Source organism: Pseudomonas sp., assembly GCF_030698175.1.
Classification (GTDB): domain Bacteria; phylum Pseudomonadota; class Gammaproteobacteria; order Pseudomonadales; family Pseudomonadaceae; genus Aquipseudomonas.
This window is the reverse complement of record NZ_JAUYNT010000014.1, coordinates 1-15,718: the sequence shown is the minus strand read 5'-3', so window position 1 is coordinate 15,718 and position 15,718 is coordinate 1. Positions and strand designations below refer to the sequence as shown.

Annotated in this window: 20 protein-coding genes and 1 pseudogene; 15 read left to right on the top strand and 6 right to left on the bottom strand. The window is 58.5% G+C overall.

Features of this window, described 5'->3' with window-relative positions:
- From motD to Q8R10_RS06080, 5 genes are all read left to right on the top strand, one after another.
- Positions 1-873, top strand: a complete 873-nt coding sequence (motD, locus tag Q8R10_RS06100; RefSeq protein WP_305651984.1) for a flagellar motor protein MotD — start codon at positions 1-3, stop codon at positions 871-873.
- A gap of 52 nt (positions 874-925) precedes the next feature.
- Positions 926-1,714 (top strand): ParA family protein, encoded by a 789-nt coding sequence (locus Q8R10_RS06095; protein WP_305651982.1) that lies wholly within the window; start codon positions 926-928, stop codon positions 1,712-1,714.
- Between the two features lie 84 nt (positions 1,715-1,798).
- Positions 1,799-2,608 (top strand): chemotaxis protein CheW, encoded by an 810-nt coding sequence (locus Q8R10_RS06090; RefSeq protein WP_305651980.1) that lies wholly within the window; start codon positions 1,799-1,801, stop codon positions 2,606-2,608.
- Positions 2,609-2,848: 240 nt separating this feature from the next.
- On the top strand, positions 2,849-3,328 hold the full coding sequence (locus tag Q8R10_RS06085) for a chemotaxis protein CheW (RefSeq protein WP_305651978.1): 480 nt from the start codon (positions 2,849-2,851) through the stop codon (positions 3,326-3,328).
- A 3-nt stretch (positions 3,329-3,331) separates the two neighbouring features.
- On the top strand, positions 3,332-3,727 hold the full coding sequence (locus tag Q8R10_RS06080) for a DUF2802 domain-containing protein (RefSeq protein ID WP_305651976.1): 396 nt from the start codon (positions 3,332-3,334) through the stop codon (positions 3,725-3,727).
- Positions 3,728-3,814: 87 nt separating this feature from the next.
- Here the strand turns inward: Q8R10_RS06080 and Q8R10_RS06075 are convergent, their stop codons facing one another.
- Both Q8R10_RS06075 and Q8R10_RS06070 read right to left on the bottom strand, forming a co-directional pair.
- Positions 3,815-4,132: an EscU/YscU/HrcU family type III secretion system export apparatus switch protein gene (locus Q8R10_RS06075; RefSeq protein ID WP_305651974.1), complete on the bottom strand. Its 318-nt coding sequence runs from the start codon at positions 4,130-4,132 to the stop codon at positions 3,815-3,817.
- On the bottom strand, positions 4,129-5,691 hold the full coding sequence (locus Q8R10_RS06070; RefSeq protein ID WP_305651972.1) for a flagellar hook-length control protein FliK: 1,563 nt from the start codon (positions 5,689-5,691) through the stop codon (positions 4,129-4,131). The genes Q8R10_RS06075 and Q8R10_RS06070 overlap by 4 nt, the downstream gene beginning before the upstream one ends.
- 201 nt (positions 5,692-5,892) lie before the next feature.
- On the opposite strand from Q8R10_RS06070, the gene ccmA reads away from it, so the two are divergent.
- The 10 genes from ccmA to Q8R10_RS06020 are packed head-to-tail and all read left to right on the top strand — an operon-like array spanning position 5,893 to position 13,147.
- The gene (gene ccmA, locus Q8R10_RS06065; protein ID WP_305651971.1) at positions 5,893-6,522 is read left to right on the top strand and encodes a cytochrome c biogenesis heme-transporting ATPase CcmA; all 630 of its coding nucleotides are present in this window, start codon (positions 5,893-5,895) and stop codon (positions 6,520-6,522) included.
- Positions 6,519-7,190 (top strand): heme exporter protein CcmB, encoded by a 672-nt coding sequence (ccmB, locus tag Q8R10_RS06060; RefSeq protein ID WP_305651969.1) that lies wholly within the window; start codon positions 6,519-6,521, stop codon positions 7,188-7,190. The genes ccmA and ccmB overlap by 4 nt, the downstream gene beginning before the upstream one ends.
- 15 nt (positions 7,191-7,205) lie before the next feature.
- Positions 7,206-7,961 carry a heme ABC transporter permease gene (locus Q8R10_RS06055; RefSeq protein WP_305651968.1) on the top strand — a complete coding sequence of 252 codons (756 nt, stop codon included), beginning with the start codon at positions 7,206-7,208 and terminating at the stop codon, positions 7,959-7,961.
- Positions 7,958-8,134, top strand: coding sequence for a heme exporter protein CcmD (gene ccmD / locus Q8R10_RS06050; RefSeq protein ID WP_305651967.1), 177 nt, complete (start codon positions 7,958-7,960; stop codon positions 8,132-8,134). The genes Q8R10_RS06055 and ccmD overlap by 4 nt, the downstream gene beginning before the upstream one ends.
- Positions 8,131-8,592: a cytochrome c maturation protein CcmE gene (gene ccmE, locus Q8R10_RS06045; RefSeq protein ID WP_305651966.1), complete on the top strand. Its 462-nt coding sequence runs from the start codon at positions 8,131-8,133 to the stop codon at positions 8,590-8,592. The genes ccmD and ccmE overlap by 4 nt, the downstream gene beginning before the upstream one ends.
- Before the next feature lie 11 nt (positions 8,593-8,603).
- Positions 8,604-10,577 (top strand): heme lyase CcmF/NrfE family subunit, encoded by a 1,974-nt coding sequence (locus Q8R10_RS06040; RefSeq protein ID WP_305652169.1) that lies wholly within the window; start codon positions 8,604-8,606, stop codon positions 10,575-10,577.
- Positions 10,574-11,110: a DsbE family thiol:disulfide interchange protein gene (locus tag Q8R10_RS06035; protein ID WP_305651964.1), complete on the top strand. Its 537-nt coding sequence runs from the start codon at positions 10,574-10,576 to the stop codon at positions 11,108-11,110. The genes Q8R10_RS06040 and Q8R10_RS06035 overlap by 4 nt, the downstream gene beginning before the upstream one ends.
- A complete protein-coding gene (locus Q8R10_RS06030; RefSeq protein WP_305651962.1) occupies positions 11,107-11,595 on the top strand; it encodes a cytochrome c-type biogenesis protein in 489 nt (162 codons plus the stop codon). The genes Q8R10_RS06035 and Q8R10_RS06030 overlap by 4 nt, the downstream gene beginning before the upstream one ends.
- 5 nt (positions 11,596-11,600) lie before the next feature.
- On the top strand, positions 11,601-12,809 hold the full coding sequence (gene ccmI, locus Q8R10_RS06025) for a c-type cytochrome biogenesis protein CcmI (protein WP_305651960.1): 1,209 nt from the start codon (positions 11,601-11,603) through the stop codon (positions 12,807-12,809).
- A gap of 11 nt (positions 12,810-12,820) precedes the next feature.
- Positions 12,821-13,147, top strand: a complete 327-nt coding sequence (locus Q8R10_RS06020; protein ID WP_305652168.1) for a hypothetical protein — start codon at positions 12,821-12,823, stop codon at positions 13,145-13,147.
- Between the two features lie 195 nt (positions 13,148-13,342).
- On the opposite strand, the gene Q8R10_RS06015 is transcribed toward Q8R10_RS06020, so the two are convergent.
- The 4 genes and pseudogenes from Q8R10_RS06015 to Q8R10_RS06000 all read right to left on the bottom strand — a co-directional run.
- Positions 13,343-13,840, bottom strand: coding sequence for a DinB family protein (locus Q8R10_RS06015; RefSeq protein ID WP_305651958.1), 498 nt, complete (start codon positions 13,838-13,840; stop codon positions 13,343-13,345).
- Positions 13,841-13,912: 72 nt separating this feature from the next.
- The gene (locus tag Q8R10_RS06010; RefSeq protein WP_305651957.1) at positions 13,913-14,380 is read right to left on the bottom strand and encodes a GNAT family N-acetyltransferase; all 468 of its coding nucleotides are present in this window, start codon (positions 14,378-14,380) and stop codon (positions 13,913-13,915) included.
- A gap of 137 nt (positions 14,381-14,517) precedes the next feature.
- Entirely contained in the window at positions 14,518-14,961 is a 444-nt protein-coding gene (locus tag Q8R10_RS06005; RefSeq protein ID WP_305651955.1) for an MAPEG family protein, read from the bottom strand.
- A gap of 366 nt (positions 14,962-15,327) precedes the next feature.
- Positions 15,328-15,718: pseudogene (locus Q8R10_RS06000) on the bottom strand (DDE-type integrase/transposase/recombinase); the annotation flags it as partial.

Genomic DNA, 15,718 nt, shown 5'->3' with positions numbered 1-15,718 from the left:
ATGGCTCGCCGGCGTCACCAAGAAGAGCATGAAAATCATGAGCGTTGGCTGGTTTCCTACGCCGATTTCATCACTCTGTTGTTTGCTTTTTTTGTGGTGATGTACTCCATCTCTTCGATTAACGAGGGCAAGTACCGCATCCTTTCCGACAGTTTAGAGGGGGTGTTCAGTCAGCCTGATCGCTCGATCAAGCCTGTCCCCGTAGGTGAGGAGCGCCCGCGTATTACCGAGCCGGATGTCTCGGTCGTAACCGAGAGTGCGCGCAGTGAAACCGCCCCAGATCCGCTGCAGGATATTGCCAAGGGGATGCGCGAGGCTTTCGGCGACATGATCATGAAAGATCAGATGACTGTGCGCGGTAATGAGTTGTGGATCGAAATTGAACTCAGCTCCAGCTTGTTGTTCTCCAGTGGTGAGGCGTTGCCCACCGATATGGCCTTTAACATCATTGAGAAAATTGCCAAGATTCTGGCGCCTTACGAGAACCCCGTGCATATCGAAGGCTTTACCGACAATTTACCGATCAATACTGCGCAGTTTCCCAGTAACTGGGAGCTGTCGACCGCGCGTGCGGCCAGTATTGTGCGGATGCTGGCCATGGATGGGGTGAATCCGGGTCGGCTAGCCGCGGTCGGTTACGGCGAGTTTCAGCCGGTCGCCGATAATGCCTTAGCCGAGGGGCGGGCGCGGAATAGGCGGGTGGTGTTGGTGGTTTCGCGTAACCTTGAGGTGCGCCGCAGTGTGAGCGGGGTTGGCAGTGCCAATGCACGTCCGGATAGCGCTTTGCAACGGGCTGGCACGCAACCTGCAGCGGCGCCTACAGCCACGTTGCCGGATGCCGGTGCCGTCAATTCCCAGTCGCCAGTCCCATGAGGCAGGCGCCAGTTCTCGGCAAGCAAATGGTCGCGCCGGGAGGACGAAAATAATGAGAGTCTGGGCAGTCGCCAATCAAAAAGGTGGAGTCGGTAAGACCACCACATCCATTGCCCTTGCCGGTTTGCTGGCCGATGCCGGCAAACGTGTGGTGATGGTCGACCTGGATCCCCATGGTTCCATGACCAGCTATTTTGGCCATGATCCAGATGCCTTGGAGCACAGCAGTTTCGATCTGTTTTTACATCAGGGCGTGGTGCCACAAGATTTGCCTAAGCAATTGTTGTTACCCACCAGCCATGAACGCATTGCGTTGCTGCCGGCCAGTACCGCGCTGGCCACGCTGGAGCGTCAGTCGCCGGGTCAAAGTGGCTTGGGCCTGGTGATTGCCAAGAGCTTGGCGCAGTTGTGGGGTGAGTTCGATTACGCGCTGATCGACAGTCCGCCGCTGCTGGGGATTTTGATGGTTAACGCCTTGGCAGCCAGCCAGCAGTTAGTTATCCCGGTGCAGACCGAGTTTCTCGCGGTTAAAGGCTTGGAGCGAATGGTCAACACCCTGGCGATGATCAATAGGTCGCGCAAACAGGCGTTGCCTTATCTGATAGTGCCTACCTTGTTTGATCGGCGTACCCAGGCCTCCATGAGTACTTTACGGGTACTGCGCAATAGCTATCCAGAGAACCTTTGGCCGGCTTATATTCCAGTTGATACGCGCTTGCGTGATGCCAGTCGCGCCGGTCTTGTGCCTTCGCAATTTGACCCAAACTGTCGGGCGGTGCTGGCTTATCGGGCGTTGCTCAAACAGTTGCTGGCGTTGCAGCCCAGTACGCAGGTGGCTTGAAATGGCTGGGTGCAATAGCTGGCGCTCAAGTTTGTCCGGTGGTTGGCCGATAGGCTGTAAAGGCTGTTTTAACGGAAATGTTCTATGAGTCGCCCGGTAGTCACTGCAACTCGCCCACAACTGGCCTTGATGTCCTATCTGGATGCCTTGTTGCAGGATGCTGCCGCCGAATTGGCGGACAGTGTCAGCCTGGATGAGTTCGAAACTGCAGTGCTGGAAGAGCAGGTGCGTGATGCGCGTTTGCACCGCGTAACGGTGCAGTTGCCCGTGCCTGCGGCGGTGGTCAGTCAGCCTGAGCCGCGAGTGGTGATGCCGCAGGTGATAGCGGTGCCGGTCGATGCCGTGCTGATTACACCTGTGGAGCCGACACCGGCCTTGCAGCCTGCAGTGCCATCGGTATTGCTGCCCGCAGGTGGGCCGCCGAGTTGGGCGCAAGAACCCTTTGAGTGCTTGTTGTTTGATGTGGCGGGTCTAACGTTGGCGGTGCCATTGGTGTGCCTGGGGACTATCTATCCACTGGCCGGCCAGGAGCTGACCCCCTTGTTTGGTCAACCAGACTGGTTTCTGGGGATTTTACCGGCACCCACCGGCAATCTTAAGGTGCTCGATACGGCGCGCTGGGTTATGCCCGATCGCTATCGCGACGAATTTCGTGATGGCTTGCAGTATGTGATTTCGGTGCAAGGCTACGAGTGGGGCTTGGCCGTACATCAGGTGAGTCGCTCGATTCGGCTTGATCCCAATGCAGTCAAGTGGCGCGGTCAACGCACCCAACGGCCTTGGTTGGCCGGTACGGTGATTGAACATATGTGTGCGCTGTTGGATGTAGCGGTTCTGGCTGAATTAATTGCCAGCGGGGCGGCTAAGCGAATGGTCAACGGACAATTACATTAAGGAACCCCTGAAAAACTACTGCGCTCGGTTATGCTGCGTTGAAATCAGCCTCAAAATGCTCATTTACAGCACGTAAACTGCGCTTTTTCGGCTGATTTCGCCTTGCCTAACCATCGCTCGCTACCTTTTTCAGAGATTCCTTAAGTCGATAGCGGCGCCTTGCTCGTGCAAGGTTCTATAGTAATAACAGCGCGGCACCCGCGTATGCCGCTGAATGCGGTTTTTGATGAGGCTCTGGACATGAATAAAAGCTCAGCACACGGTTCCGAAGATCCCATACTGCAATGGGTAACCTTCCGGTTGGACAATGAAACCTATGGCATCAACGTGATGCAGGTTCAGGAAGTGTTGCGTTATACCGAGATCGCTCCGGTACCTGGCGCACCGAGCTATGTGCTGGGCATTATTAACTTACGCGGTAACGTGGTGACGGTCATCGACACCCGTCAGCGCTTTGGTTTGTATTCTGCCTCGATCACCGACAATAGCCGGATCGTGATTATTGAGGCCGACAAACAAGTGGTCGGCATCCTGGTCGACAGCGTGGCCGAGGTGGTTTATCTGCGCCAATCGGAAGTTGAAACTGCGCCTAACGTTGGCAACGATGAGTCGGCCAAGTTTATTCAAGGCGTGTGCAACAAGAATGGCGAGCTACTGATTTTGGTTGAGCTCGACAAAATGATGTCTGAAGAAGAATGGTCGGACATGGAGAACTTCTAACTCATGCTTGAAGTGGCGGTGGTTGCGCTCGCGTTTTTTTGCGTCTTGCTGGCGGGTACCTGCTTGTGGCTGATATTGAGCCAGCGTCAGCAGGCACTGCTGCAGGCCGAGCGCGATAGCCAGCGCGATCAACGCAGCAAAGAGTTAGTACGGCGCTTGGATGCCTACCTGGCCGGCAGTATCCGCATGGGTGAAGAACTGCACGAGCTGCGCCGCGTGGTGGCGCCGCTGCCGGACAAGCTTAATCAGATCGAGCAGCGTGATCCTAATAGCTTGTCTTTTACCCAGGCTGCGCGGTTAGCCGGGTTGGGCGCCAGTGTCGACGAGCTGACCCAGTCCTGTGGCTTGAGTACCGCCGAGGCCGAGTTGGTGCGCAAACTACATCGCTCCAAAGCCTGATAATCCTCGCCGCATACTTGCCGCCGGCAACCCTTCTTTAAGCTAAACCCATTATGCCTTTCCCGTTTTAACTGCCTTGTCCGGCTGCTAGCGCTGCGGATTGCTGAACGGCGGCTGGCCGGCTTGCGCGGGGTCAAAGTCGGCGGGGAATTTGCCCTTTAAATACCAGGCAAAGGCAATGATTTCGGCAATGCTGCGGTACAGCGCGTCGGGTATCGCATCACCCAGTTCCAGGCGCGCGAGCAAGCGCACCAGTTCAGCATTTTCGTAAATCGGCACTTCATATTCACGGGCGATGGCGAGTATGGCCTCGGCCAATTGGTCGTCGCCCTTGGCGGTCAGGCTTGGCGCACTGTTACCGTCGTAGCTCAGGGCTATGGCCTGGCGTGGGGTTTGGCGTTTCATGCGGTTTCATCCACCCAGCGTTGTTCGAGGCTAGTGCGTTGGCCTTGTGGTGGCGTGCCCTGGCGGCAGGCCAGTTCGCCGACATTCAAACCTGCGTCAGTCAGGCGCTCCCGTAAATGGTTCAGCTCGCTTGCGATTAAGTTGGCGGTGCTCGGCAGTTCGGCCCATAGCTGGCTTGAAACGCTGCCGCGGGCCAATTGCGCTTGCACTTGCAAGGGGCCCAGTGGCGGCAGATCAAAGGCCAGCTCAACCCGCCAAAGGGTTTCTGCGGGTTCTTTGGCGCCTTTTTTAGGGCTTTCGTCGCGCTGTATTTTGGCTTGCACAGGCACCAGTTCTTGCTGGTTGCGCATCGGGATTTCCAGTTGCCAGGTGGTCAGTAAATTGCCTTCCGGGCCTATCTGGGTTTGCGCCAGGCTCGACAGTTGATGGGTTTGCAGGCGCGATACGGCGGCGGCGGCGAGGCGTAGCAGGTTTTCCAGGTCGCCATCGGCCTCCAGGTTTTGTAACAGTCGGGTTGGCAGCGGAAAATTACCGGCTTGCTGGCGTGAGCCGGCCTGGCCGAGATTGCCCAGTAAGTTACGCACGAACATCGGCAGTACCTGGGCCAGGCTACCTTGACTGCTGCCGGCGAGTAGTGCGGCGTTGGCGGCGCCGGGCAACGCCGGCAGCAGTTGGGCGACCAGGCGCAACAGGTTGGCTTTCAGATCCTGAGTCAGTGCCGGTAATTTACCCTCAAGTAACTTGGCCTCGAGAAACACGCCGCTGTCCTCTAGCGCTTGCGCCACGCCTTTGGCGCTGCTCATCTGCTGCATATCTGGCAAGGCACCGAGTAGCTTGTCGATGCTGCCGCGCAGCGCCTCGGGAAGCGCGCCGCCGGAAGTGCTCGCAGTCCCCGTGGCGGTCAGGTTCTGCAAGTTTTTCAGTAAGCTCTCCAGCGAGCCTTGACGGCCTTGCTGGGTCTGCAGTTGTTGGCTCAGCTCAAGCTGATCGAGTCGCCCACTCAGGGGCAGAAAACTCAAGGCTTGGGCGCCTTTCACCTGCGCGCTGAGCAGGCTGCCCACCGGCAGTGCTAATGGCGTTTCAAGGCTGAGTTTAGTCCCCGCCAGGGGGCTGTTGAGCAGGTTGACTATGACTTTGTAGAGGCTCTGCGCCTTGCTGGAGAGCAGTTGCTCACTGCTAATAACCTTGGCTTGTAGCAGGGTGCCTAGCGGTAACTGCTCAAGATCGAGGCTCTGCAATGGGCCTTGGGGAGCCAGCAGCGCGATGCTCAGGCGAGTTTGCGACAGTGCGGTAACCGCCAGCGCGGTGCCTTGGGCCAGGGGCCGGTTGCTGCTGGCTTGCAACATGCTCTGCTGGCCGTTGGCAAGGGTCAACTTGAGCAGCAGTTGAAAGCTTTGCGCCACCTGTTTGAGGTTGATGACTTCAGCGCTGGCGCTCTCGCCAATTGCCAGCAGCCCCTCTAAGGGCTGTAGCAGTTTGATCGCCTGCTCAGTGGCGTTGTGGCGCGGCGCAGTAGTTGTCGGTGGCAGCGGGCGAGGGCTGCTGATTTCGGCCGTCATCGGGTTACAACCTGTCGAAAATGCCTGCTTCGGAGCACAGGGTGGGCATGTATAATGCCGCCCCGTTCACCTTCTGGGTGAAAAACGAGCGCGGTAGTTTTCACTCAGCCTGTCCGGGTCGGCTGCGACTGCTTGTAGCAGTATAGCGGCCAACCCTAGCCTCGACTTGAACGCCCCCTTCAACCTAAAAGACAGGTAGCCGTGACCAGTCCATTTATTCAAGCCGTGGCGCTCGCCTGCGAGCGGGATTGGCGGATCTTGTTTAGCCAGCTTGAGCTGAGCCTGCAGGCTGGGCAAATGCTGCAGGTCAGTGGCCCCAATGGTAGCGGTAAAACCAGTCTGTTGCGGTTGTTGGCCGGCTTGATGCAGCCGACTGCCGGGCAGATTCTCCTGCACGGCCAACCGCTGGCGCAGCAACGGACGCAGCTGGCCGCGAGCATGCTGTGGATCGGCCATGCGGCCGGGATCAAGGGTCTGCTCACGGCGGAAGAAAACCTCGCCTGGCTGTGCGCCTTGCAGCATCCCGCCGAGCGTGCGGCGATTTGGGCGGCATTGGCGGCAGTCGGCTTGCGCGGCTTTGAGGATGTGCCCTGTCATACCCTGTCGGCAGGTCAGCAGCGGCGCGTGGCGTTGGCGCGCTTATATCTGAATGCGCCGCCGTTGTGGATTCTCGATGAGCCCTTTACCGCCCTGGACAAACAGGCGGTCGCCCAGTTGGAGCAGCATTTGGCCAGCCATTGCGAGCAGGGCGGTATCGTCATTCTCACCACCCACCACAACCTCGGGGTCAAGCCGGCCGGCTACGTCGAGCTGCTGCTGGGGGCCGCATGAGTAACGTGTTCAGTTTATTGCTGGCCCGTGAGGCACGGTTGTTGTTTCGCCGCCCGGCCGAGCTGGCCAACCCGCTGGTATTTTTTGCCATAGTGATTGCGCTGTTCCCGCTGGCGGTCGGGCCGGAAAGCCAGCTGCTGCAAACCCTCTCGCCAGGTTTACTCTGGGTGGCCGCCTTACTGGCGGTTTTGCTGTCGCTCGATGGCCTGTTTCGCAGTGATTTTGAGGACGGCTCGCTGGAGCAGTGGGTCGTTTCGCCGCACCCCTTAGCGCTTCTAGTGTTGGCCAAGGTGCTGGCACACTGGCTGTTTTCCGGTTTGGCCTTGGTGTTGTTGTCGCCTTTGCTGGCGTTGATGCTCGGCTTGCCGGGGCGCTGTGTGCCCACCTTGCTGCTGTCGTTGCTGCTGGGCACGCCGGTGCTGAGCTTGCTCGGCGCGGTCGGTGCCGCTTTAACCGTCGGTCTAAAGCGCGGTGGTTTGTTATTGGCGTTGTTGATTTTACCGCTGTATATCCCGGTACTGATTCTTGGCAGCGGCGTGCTGCAGGCGGCGCTGCAAGGCCTGCCCACCGGCGGCTATTTATTGTGGATGGCCAGCCTGATGGTGCTGACGATAACCCTGAGCCCTTTTGCCATTGCTGCTGGCTTGACCATCAGCGTGGCTGAATGACGAGTTTATATTGATATGAATTGGACCTGGTTTCACAAGCTCGGCTCGCCAAAATGGTTTTACCAAACCAGTGGCCGTTGGTTGCCGTGGCTGGCGTTGGCCGCCGCCCTGTTGATCGGTGTCGGCCTGGTCTGGGGCTTGGTCTTTGCCCCGGCCGATTACCAGCAGGGCAACAGTTTTCGCATCATCTACATACATGTGCCGGCCGCCATGCTGGCGCAGTCGTGCTACATCATGTTGGCGGTGGCCGGTGTGGTGGGGCTGGTGTGGAAGATGAAGCTGGCCGATGTCGCCTTGCAATGCGCCGCGCCGATTGGAGCCTGGATGACGGTGATCGCCTTGGTCACCGGCGCCATCTGGGGCAAGCCGACCTGGGGCGCTTGGTGGGTGTGGGATGCGCGGCTGACGTCGATGCTGATTTTGCTGTTTTTGTATTTTGGCGTGATCGCCCTCGGCCAGGCGATCAGCAACCGCGACAGTTCGGCCAAGGCCTGTGCGGTGCTGGCGATTGTCGGGGTGATCAACATCCCGATCATTAAATATTCGGTGGACTGGTGGAACTCGTTGCACCAAGGCGCCACCTTCAAATTGACCGAAAAACCGGCGATGCCGGCGGAAATGTGGCTGCCACTGCTGATCATGCTGTTGGGTTTCTACTGCTTCTTCGGCTGTGTGCTGCTAATGCGCATGCGCCTTGAGGTGCTTAAACGCGAGGCCCGCAGCAGTTGGGTCAAGGCGGAAATCAAAGCGGCGGCGGGGCAGTTGTCATGAATTTCGCATCCTTCGCCGACTTTGCCGCCATGGGCAACCACGGCGTTTACGTCTGGTCGGCCTATGGCATTAGCCTGCTGGTGCTGGCGTTTAATGTGGGCGTGCCGCTGCTGGCTAAACGTCGTTATTTGCAAGAACAGGCGCGCCGTTTGCGCCGTGAGGAGTTGAAGTGAATCCGCTGCGCAAGAAACGACTGTTGATTATTCTAGCCATTCTGGCCGGTGTGGCTATTGCGGTTGGCTTGGCCCTGAGCGCCCTGCAGCAGAACATCAACCTGTTCTACACGCCGACCCAGATCGCCAATGGCGAGGCACCGGCCGATACCCGGATTCGCGCCGGTGGGATGGTCGAGAAGGGCTCGCTTAAGCGCTCTGGCGACTCGCTGGATGTTGAGTTTGTGGTCAGCGATTTTGTCAAAAACGTCACCATTCGCTATCGCGGCATCCTGCCGGACTTGTTCCGTGAAGGGCAGGGCATAGTCGCTCTCGGCAAGCTCAACAGCGAGGGCGTACTAATCGCGGATGAAGTGCTGGCCAAGCACGACGAAAAATACATGCCGCCCGAGGTCACCAAAGCCTTAACCGACAGCGGTCAGTTAAAACCGATGAATAGCGAAGGCGCCAAGCCATGAACATTGCGCTGATTATTCCGGAACTGGGTCACCTGGCCCTAGCCCTAGCCCTGTGTCTGGCACTGGTACAGGCCAGCCTGCCGCTGATTGGCGCCTGGCGCGGTGATCGGCTGTGGATGAGCCTGGCGGTGCCGGCGGCCCGTGGCCAGTTTGGCTTTCTGCTGCTGTCCTTTGCCGCGCTGACCTACGCCTTTGTCACCGATGATTTCTCGGTTGCTTATGTGGCCAGCAACTCCAACAGCGCCTTGCCCTGGTACTTCAAGTTCAGCGCAGTCTGGGGCGCCCACGAGGGTTCGCTGCTGCTGTGGGTGTTGATTTTGGGCGGCTGGACCTGCGCCGTGTCGATCTTCTCGCGACAGTTGCCGGAGGTGATGCTGGCCCGTGTGTTGGCGGTGATGGGCATGATCAGCATTGGTTTTCTGTTGTTCCTGCTGCTGACCTCCAATCCCTTCACCCGGCTGTTGCCGAATATGCCAACCGATGGCCGCGACCTTAATCCGCTGCTGCAAGACATCGGCCTGATCGTTCATCCGCCGATGCTCTATATGGGCTATGTCGGCTTTTCGGTGGCCTTCGCTTTCGCCATTGCCGCCTTGCTCGGCGGTCGCTTGGACGCCGCTTGGGCGCGCTGGTCGCGACCTTGGACCTTGGTGGCCTGGGCCTTTCTCGGCATCGGTATCGCCTTGGGCTCCTGGTGGGCCTATTACGAACTTGGCTGGGGCGGTTGGTGGTTCTGGGATCCGGTGGAAAACGCCTCCTTTATGCCGTGGCTGGTGGGCACTGCGCTGATTCACTCCCTGGCCGTGACCGAGAAGCGCGGCGTATTCAAAAGCTGGACAGTATTGCTGGCGATTGCCGCGTTTTCCTTGAGCCTGCTCGGCACCTTCCTGGTCCGTTCCGGGGTGCTGACCTCGGTACATGCGTTTGCCACCGACCCTGAGCGCGGGATTTTCGTCCTGGCGTTTCTGTTGATAGTGGTTGGCGGCTCGCTGACCTTGTTCGCCTTCCGTGCACCGGTGGTCAAAAGTCAGGTGGGATTTGCGCTGTTGTCGCGCGAGACCCTGCTGCTGGCCAATAACCTGGTGCTGATAGTCGCCGCCTCGATGATCTTGCTCGGCACCCTCTATCCCTTGCTGCTGGACGCACTGACCGGGGCCAAAATGTCGGTCGGTCCGCCGTACTTCAATGCCATGTTCTTGCCGCTGATGGCGGTGCTGATGGCGGTGATGGCCATCGGCATGCTGGTGCGCTGGAAGAGCACCCCGGGGCAATGGCTGCTGAGCATGCTGGCGCCGGTGTTACTCGGCAGCGCCGCGCTCGGTGTGTTGGGTTCGTTAGTGCTGGGCGATTTCCACTGGGCGGTATTGGCCGTCTGTGTGTTGGCGGCCTGGGTGGTGCTGGCTGGGTTGCGCGATCTGCGCGACAAAACCCGCAACAAGGGCTTGATCAAAGGCAGCCTTGGTATGCCTGGCAGTTATTGGGGCATGCAACTGGCGCATTTAGGCATCGCCGTGTGCGCCTTGGGCATCGTGCTGTCGAGCCAAAACAACAGCGAGCGCGATTTGCGCCTGGCACCGGGCGAAGCCGTTGAAGTGGGCGGTTATCGCTTTGTCTTCGAGGGCGCCGAGCATCATCAGGGCGCGAACTTCACCTCTGATAAGGCCAGCATTCGGGTGTTTGTCGGCGACCAGCAAGTGACCCTGCTGTACCCCGAGAAGCGCCTGTACACCGTACAAGGCTCGATGATGACCGAGGCCGCTATCGACGCAGGCTTTACCCGTGACCTCTACGTGGCTCTCGGTGAGCCGCTGGAAGACGGCGCGTGGGCGGTGCGGGTGCATGTGAAACCCTACATCCGCTGGATCTGGCTGGGCGCATTGATGACCGGTCTCGGCGGCTTGTTGGCCGCCTGCGATAGACGTTACCGGCTCAAAGTTAAGAGTCGCGTACGTGAAGCGCTGGGCATGGCGGGAGCATCAGCATGAAGCGGGCGTTGTTGTTACTGCCATTGGTAGTGTTTTTGGCGGTGGCGGTGTTCTTGTACCGCGGCCTCTACCTTGACCCGGCCGAGTTGCCTTCAGCCTTGATCGACAAGCCATTCCCGGCCTTCAGCTTGCCGGCGGTCAGTGGCGACCGAGTGATCACCGAGGCCGATCTCAAGGGCCAGCCGGCGTTGGTTAATGTCTGGGCGACCTGGTGCCCGTCGTGTCGTGTCGAGCATCCGTTCCTCACCGAATTACGCGGCCAAGGCGTGCGCATTCTTGGGGTCAACTACAAGGATGACAACAAGGCTGCGCAACAATGGCTGGTGGATCTACACGACCCTTATCAGCTCAATATTAATGATGAAAAGGGCGGCCTTGGCTTGGATTTGGGCGTGTACGGCGCTCCCGAAACTTTCCTGGTCGATAAAGACGGGATCATCCGCCACAAGTACGTCGGTGTGATCGATGCGCAAGTCTGGCGCGAACAATTGGCCGGTCTGTATCAAGGCCTGGTTGACGAGGCGCGGCCATGAAACGGTTGATACTGGCCTTGTTCGGCAGCTTGCTGCTAAGCGGGTTGACCTTTGCGGCCATCGATACCTACGAGTTCGCCGATCAAGCCAAGCGCGAGCGCTTCAGCACGCTGACCAAGGAGCTGCGTTGCCCCAAGTGTCAGAATCAGGATATCGCCGACTCCAATGCGCCGATTGCCACCGACTTGCGCCGCGAAATCTATCGCATGCTGCAAGAGGGGCAGAGCGATGAGCAAATCGTCGAGTATCTGGTGAACCGTTACGGCGACTTCGTGCGCTACAAGCCTCCGGTCAATGCCCGCACTCTCATCCTCTGGTATGGCCCAGCGGTGGCCTTGGGCGGTGGCGCGCTGTTATTGCTGCTGATGGTCATTCGTCGCCGCCGCTCCAGTGCGACCAGCACCGATCTGTGCCCCGAGGAGCGTGAGCGCCTCGCCAAGTTGCTTGATAGCACCTCGCCCAATACCAATCAGCTGGATAAATAAGCCCCATGATGGATTTCTGGATCGTTGCCAGCCTGCTGTTGCTGGCCGCCCTTGCTGTACTGCTGCTACCGCTGTTGCGTGGTCGTAAGGCGCAAACCGAAGAAGACCGCACCGCCCTCAACGTCGCGCTCTACCAAGAGCGTCTGGCCGAGCTACAAGCGCAGCAGACCGTCGGCGTACTCAGTGCCGAGCAGTTGACTCAGGGCCAAGCCGAAGCCGCCCGTGAACTGCTGGCCGATACCGATGGTTGCGAGACCGAGCGGCGCGCACCACTGGCTAAGTGGTTGCCTTTAGCGGCTGCGGTCATGGTGCCGCTGCTGGGCTTGGGCCTGTATCTGCAGTGGGGCGCCAGTGAGCAAGTTGAGTTGACCCGGCAATTTGCCCAAGCTCCACGCTCGGTTGAGGAAATGACCGCGCGCCTTGAGCAGGCTGTGCAGCTACAGCCTGAGTCTGCCGAGGCCTGGTATTTCCTCGGCCGAACCTACATGGCGCAAACCCGTCCGCAGGACGCCGCCACGGCATTTGAAAAAGCCGTGAACCTGGCCGGCCGCCAGCCCGAATTACTCGGCCAGTGGGCCCAGGCGCTGTATTTTGTTGCCGATAAAAAGTGGTCGGCGCAGTTACAAACGTTGACCGACGAAGCCCTGAAGGCTGACCCGCAAGAGGCCACCAGCCTCGGTCTGCTCGGTATTGCCGCCTTCGAAGCCGGGCGTTTCAAGGATGCTGTGCTGTACTGGCGCCGCTTGGTGGCGGCGTTGCCGGCCGATGACCCCTCACGCGCGCCGCTGGAAGGCGGCATAGCGCGCGCTCTGGAGCAAATGACTGCCGCTGGCGAGAGCCTGCCGGCAGTGCCTGTGGTTGCTGCTGCCACGGGCGCAACACTTAAGGTACGGGTGAGCTTGGCAGATGAGCTCAAAGGCAAGGTGCTGCCCGGCGACAGCGTATTTATCTTCGCCAAGGCCAGCGCAGGGCCGCCAATGCCCTTGGCGGTTAAACGCCTGACCGTGGCGGATTTACCGGCCGAGGTCAGCCTGTCGGACAGCGACGCGATGATGCCGCAGTTAAAGCTGTCCAACTTCCCGCAGGTGCAATTACAGGCGCGCATCTCCCGCGCCGGCAATGCCAAGGCCGGTGAGTGGATGGTGCGCAGCCAGTCGCTGTCCAGTAGCAGCAGCGAGTTGCAGCTACTGGTCATCAGCAGTGCCGACCAATGAGCCGCGACCTAATGCTCAAGTGCAGCCGCGTCCTGTTGGTCGCGAGCCTGATACTCGGACTGGCTGCGTGCAGCCTGCAGCCGAGACAATCGAGCCAGCCGACGCCGCAAGTCAGCGGCAAACCCCACCCGCACTTCGCGCCGCCCCCACAAGGGCAAAGCCACTGGGATCCACAACTGGGCGTCCATGTAATAGATAACGCTCCGGCCCTGTATTACCGCGAGCGTACCTATTACCACTGGAATAACGGCTGGAGCTGGGCCGTACAACCCACCGGCCCTTGGCAAGCCTGCCCGAGCAGCGCGGTGCCGCAGGGTTTGAGCCGGCACTACAACTGATAATAACGGCGTCCAAGGGCGCCGTTATTTTTGCCGCCATAGCCGTACCAGGGCCAAAAAACAGTTTCCACTCGCCCCGCAGGCAAAGTGCGCGTCTTGTTGCTGGGCTACTGCGTGCTAATCACGGTTACAGAGCGGCCTGATCAAGTAAGAGGCACGCCCCCTGAGAGTGCAACGAACGATTTGAACCGCTGGTTAGGCGACAACCGACGCTTGCAGGAAGACCGGAAGATCAGTTGTGGGTGGAATGACGTTGAGCTGATAAAGCATATCTGCAACCTGTCCGCGGTGATATGTGTTGTGGTTGACCACATGCAGCAGAATATCCCCGCGCGACATGGCACCGATTCCTCCGCCAATGAACTCGAACTTCACCATCTCACCAAGTTGGTCATGGGGTAGCGAGTCGGCATAGTCAACGTACCATGTGTCCATCGTAAGCTGAGCAACGACAAAATCTTCAATGGGCGGGTGATCGACTGGATTGCGAGTTGTAAGTCCATGAGGCCTGCCAAGCAGATTGGACTGCCAAACGTAGTCCATGAGGTACGAATGATTGAGCGTGCGGATGAGGCTGCCGAAGATGATTGGCCGTGGAGCAACCAATTCTGATTCAGGAAGGCCAGCAACTACCGGCAGGAAAAACTCGTCGGCCCAGGCTTTGTAGCGAGTGAGTGTTTGCACTGGATTCACCGTAATCTCCATTTGGCGTCTAACGTTCGGTTAAGGGGCCGCGGTACGCGGTCCCGAGCGAGCGGCTTTAGGTTACGCAGAACACCGCGAACTGAGTGGCTTGCCCATGAAAACGCTGAGCGGATGCTCGACGTAAACGCCGAATGGGCTCCGCCGCACATAGCCTTGGCTTGTGTAAAACCTCAGTGCCTCTGGTTGATACGGCCCGGTTTCAAGCATGAGCTCTCGGCAGCCTGATTCGTATGCGCTTGCCTCCAAGAGTGCGATTACGTGCTTTGCAATACCTTTGCCCCTGACGTCGGGCCGCACATACATGCGCTTGACCTCGCCGTAAGAGTCATTCAGCACGACAGCGCCACAGCCGAGGGCAGTATGCCGTTCATCCCGTGCAACGACGAAAAGTACGTTGGGTTTTGAGAGTGACGCGACGTCGAGCGCATAACGCGCCTCCGCCGGATATAGAGAGTCTTGATACGCATCGAGATTGGCGATGAGAGCGATAACATCTGGCTGATTGGGGGACTCGTGTTCGACCCGCATATTGGATCCTGATGCCTAACGTTTCGGTTAAGGGGCTGCGCTATGCGGTCCCAGCAGATGGACGCTGTTGATTTACTCCACGACAGCTGGTGGCTGCCCGCTGGAGCGACTCTATTATGCGCAGCGCTTGATGTTCGTTAGAGGGCGCGGACTAGGAGCGCTCCACCCAGAGCGAATAAGCAAATATAGGTGCCGAGAGCTCCATAGAACCGAAGTGGATGTCGCTCGGTAACGCTGGGAATGAGGAACATGCCTGCGGCGTGTGCAGCCCGGCTAAGCGTCGCGAGGACCGCAATACCAGCCACAAACACGCTTGGTTGCGTTGAATTAAAGTACAGGAACAATGCTACAAAAAGCGGTATGTATTCCGCGGCGTTTCCGTGTGCGCGAATTGCTTTGGTTACTTCGGCCTCGGTGACCTCTGGGTACTTGCGGCGCTTGAGCCGCATGCGTGAAACGTTGAAGCTGAGCAGCGCGTACAGAAGTACAAGTGCGGCGGAGCACAAGAGGAGTATGTTTATTGCTTGATTATCTGACAACGACTTCAGATCGGTATCAAAATATTCTCTAACTGTGGCCATGTGATATCACCGAGTGTGGCACCTAACGTTTAGGTTAAGGGGCTGCGGCACGCAGTCCCAGAGAGCGAAGCGAACGATTTGAACCGCTTGTTAGGCGGCCTTGTGAGAGCGAGCCGCCTTGTTAGGCTTTGCCTCTACTCGCAATAAATTGCTCAATATCCCCAGGTTTGCGCGCGCTAGAACCAAGCCACTCTACGCACCATTCGGTTATTCGCTCACCACTTTCGTGGATAAAAACTCCCTTGCATGGCTCATTTATCCATTCGCGTTGCCGTATGAGGACTAGAGGCGGCTCGGCTCCCGGTGTGCAATGTGAACACTCTAATGCTTGCTCATAATTTGCGAAGGTGAATCGCCCCGGATTCCCTAGACACTTTCCAAGCTCAATAAATGTCGCTTTTCAAACTCTACCGGGGATAGCTGGTTGTTGAAACCGTGCCGGCGTTTCGGGTTGTAAAACATCTCGATGTAATCGAACACATCGGCCCTGGCATCCTACCGTGTGCCGTAGAACTTTCGCTTGATTCGCTCCCGCTTCAGCAGCTGAAAGAAGCTCTCAGCCACGGCATTGTCGTGACAGTTGCCGCGTCGACTCATGCTGGCAATCAGGTTGTTGGCTTTCAGAAAACTGCGCCAGTCTGTGCTGCTGTATTGACTGCCTTGGTCTGAGTGGATCATGACTTCTTGCTTGGGTTTGCGCCGCCATACCGCCATTAGCAGTGCATCAATTGCCAAGTCGCTCGTCATCTGCGGCTTC

Excerpts from the sequence above, each read along its gene's own strand:
- ccmD (WP_305651967.1), top strand. The coding sequence starts at position 7,958 with ATGAATTTCGCATCCTTCGCCGACTTTGCCGCCATGGGCAACCACGGC.
- Q8R10_RS06005 (WP_305651955.1), bottom strand. The coding sequence starts at position 14,961 with ATGGCCACAGTTAGAGAATATTTTGATACCGATCTGAAGTCGTTGTCA.
- Q8R10_RS06020 (WP_305652168.1), top strand. The coding sequence starts at position 12,821 with ATGCTCAAGTGCAGCCGCGTCCTGTTGGTCGCGAGCCTGATACTCGGA.
- Q8R10_RS06085 (WP_305651978.1), top strand. The coding sequence starts at position 2,849 with ATGAATAAAAGCTCAGCACACGGTTCCGAAGATCCCATACTGCAATGG.
- Q8R10_RS06075 (WP_305651974.1), bottom strand. The coding sequence starts at position 4,132 with ATGAAACGCCAAACCCCACGCCAGGCCATAGCCCTGAGCTACGACGGT.
- motD (WP_305651984.1), top strand. The coding sequence starts at position 1 with ATGGCTCGCCGGCGTCACCAAGAAGAGCATGAAAATCATGAGCGTTGG.
- Q8R10_RS06030 (WP_305651962.1), top strand. The coding sequence starts at position 11,107 with ATGAAACGGTTGATACTGGCCTTGTTCGGCAGCTTGCTGCTAAGCGGG.
- ccmB (WP_305651969.1), top strand. The coding sequence starts at position 6,519 with ATGAGTAACGTGTTCAGTTTATTGCTGGCCCGTGAGGCACGGTTGTTG.
- Q8R10_RS06095 (WP_305651982.1), top strand. The coding sequence starts at position 926 with ATGAGAGTCTGGGCAGTCGCCAATCAAAAAGGTGGAGTCGGTAAGACC.
- Q8R10_RS06080 (WP_305651976.1), top strand. The coding sequence starts at position 3,332 with ATGCTTGAAGTGGCGGTGGTTGCGCTCGCGTTTTTTTGCGTCTTGCTG.
- Q8R10_RS06010 (WP_305651957.1), bottom strand. The coding sequence starts at position 14,380 with ATGCGGGTCGAACACGAGTCCCCCAATCAGCCAGATGTTATCGCTCTC.
- ccmI (WP_305651960.1), top strand. The coding sequence starts at position 11,601 with ATGATGGATTTCTGGATCGTTGCCAGCCTGCTGTTGCTGGCCGCCCTT.
- Q8R10_RS06055 (WP_305651968.1), top strand. The coding sequence starts at position 7,206 with ATGAATTGGACCTGGTTTCACAAGCTCGGCTCGCCAAAATGGTTTTAC.
- Q8R10_RS06035 (WP_305651964.1), top strand. The coding sequence starts at position 10,574 with ATGAAGCGGGCGTTGTTGTTACTGCCATTGGTAGTGTTTTTGGCGGTG.
- Q8R10_RS06090 (WP_305651980.1), top strand. The coding sequence starts at position 1,799 with ATGAGTCGCCCGGTAGTCACTGCAACTCGCCCACAACTGGCCTTGATG.
- Q8R10_RS06070 (WP_305651972.1), bottom strand. The coding sequence starts at position 5,691 with ATGACGGCCGAAATCAGCAGCCCTCGCCCGCTGCCACCGACAACTACT.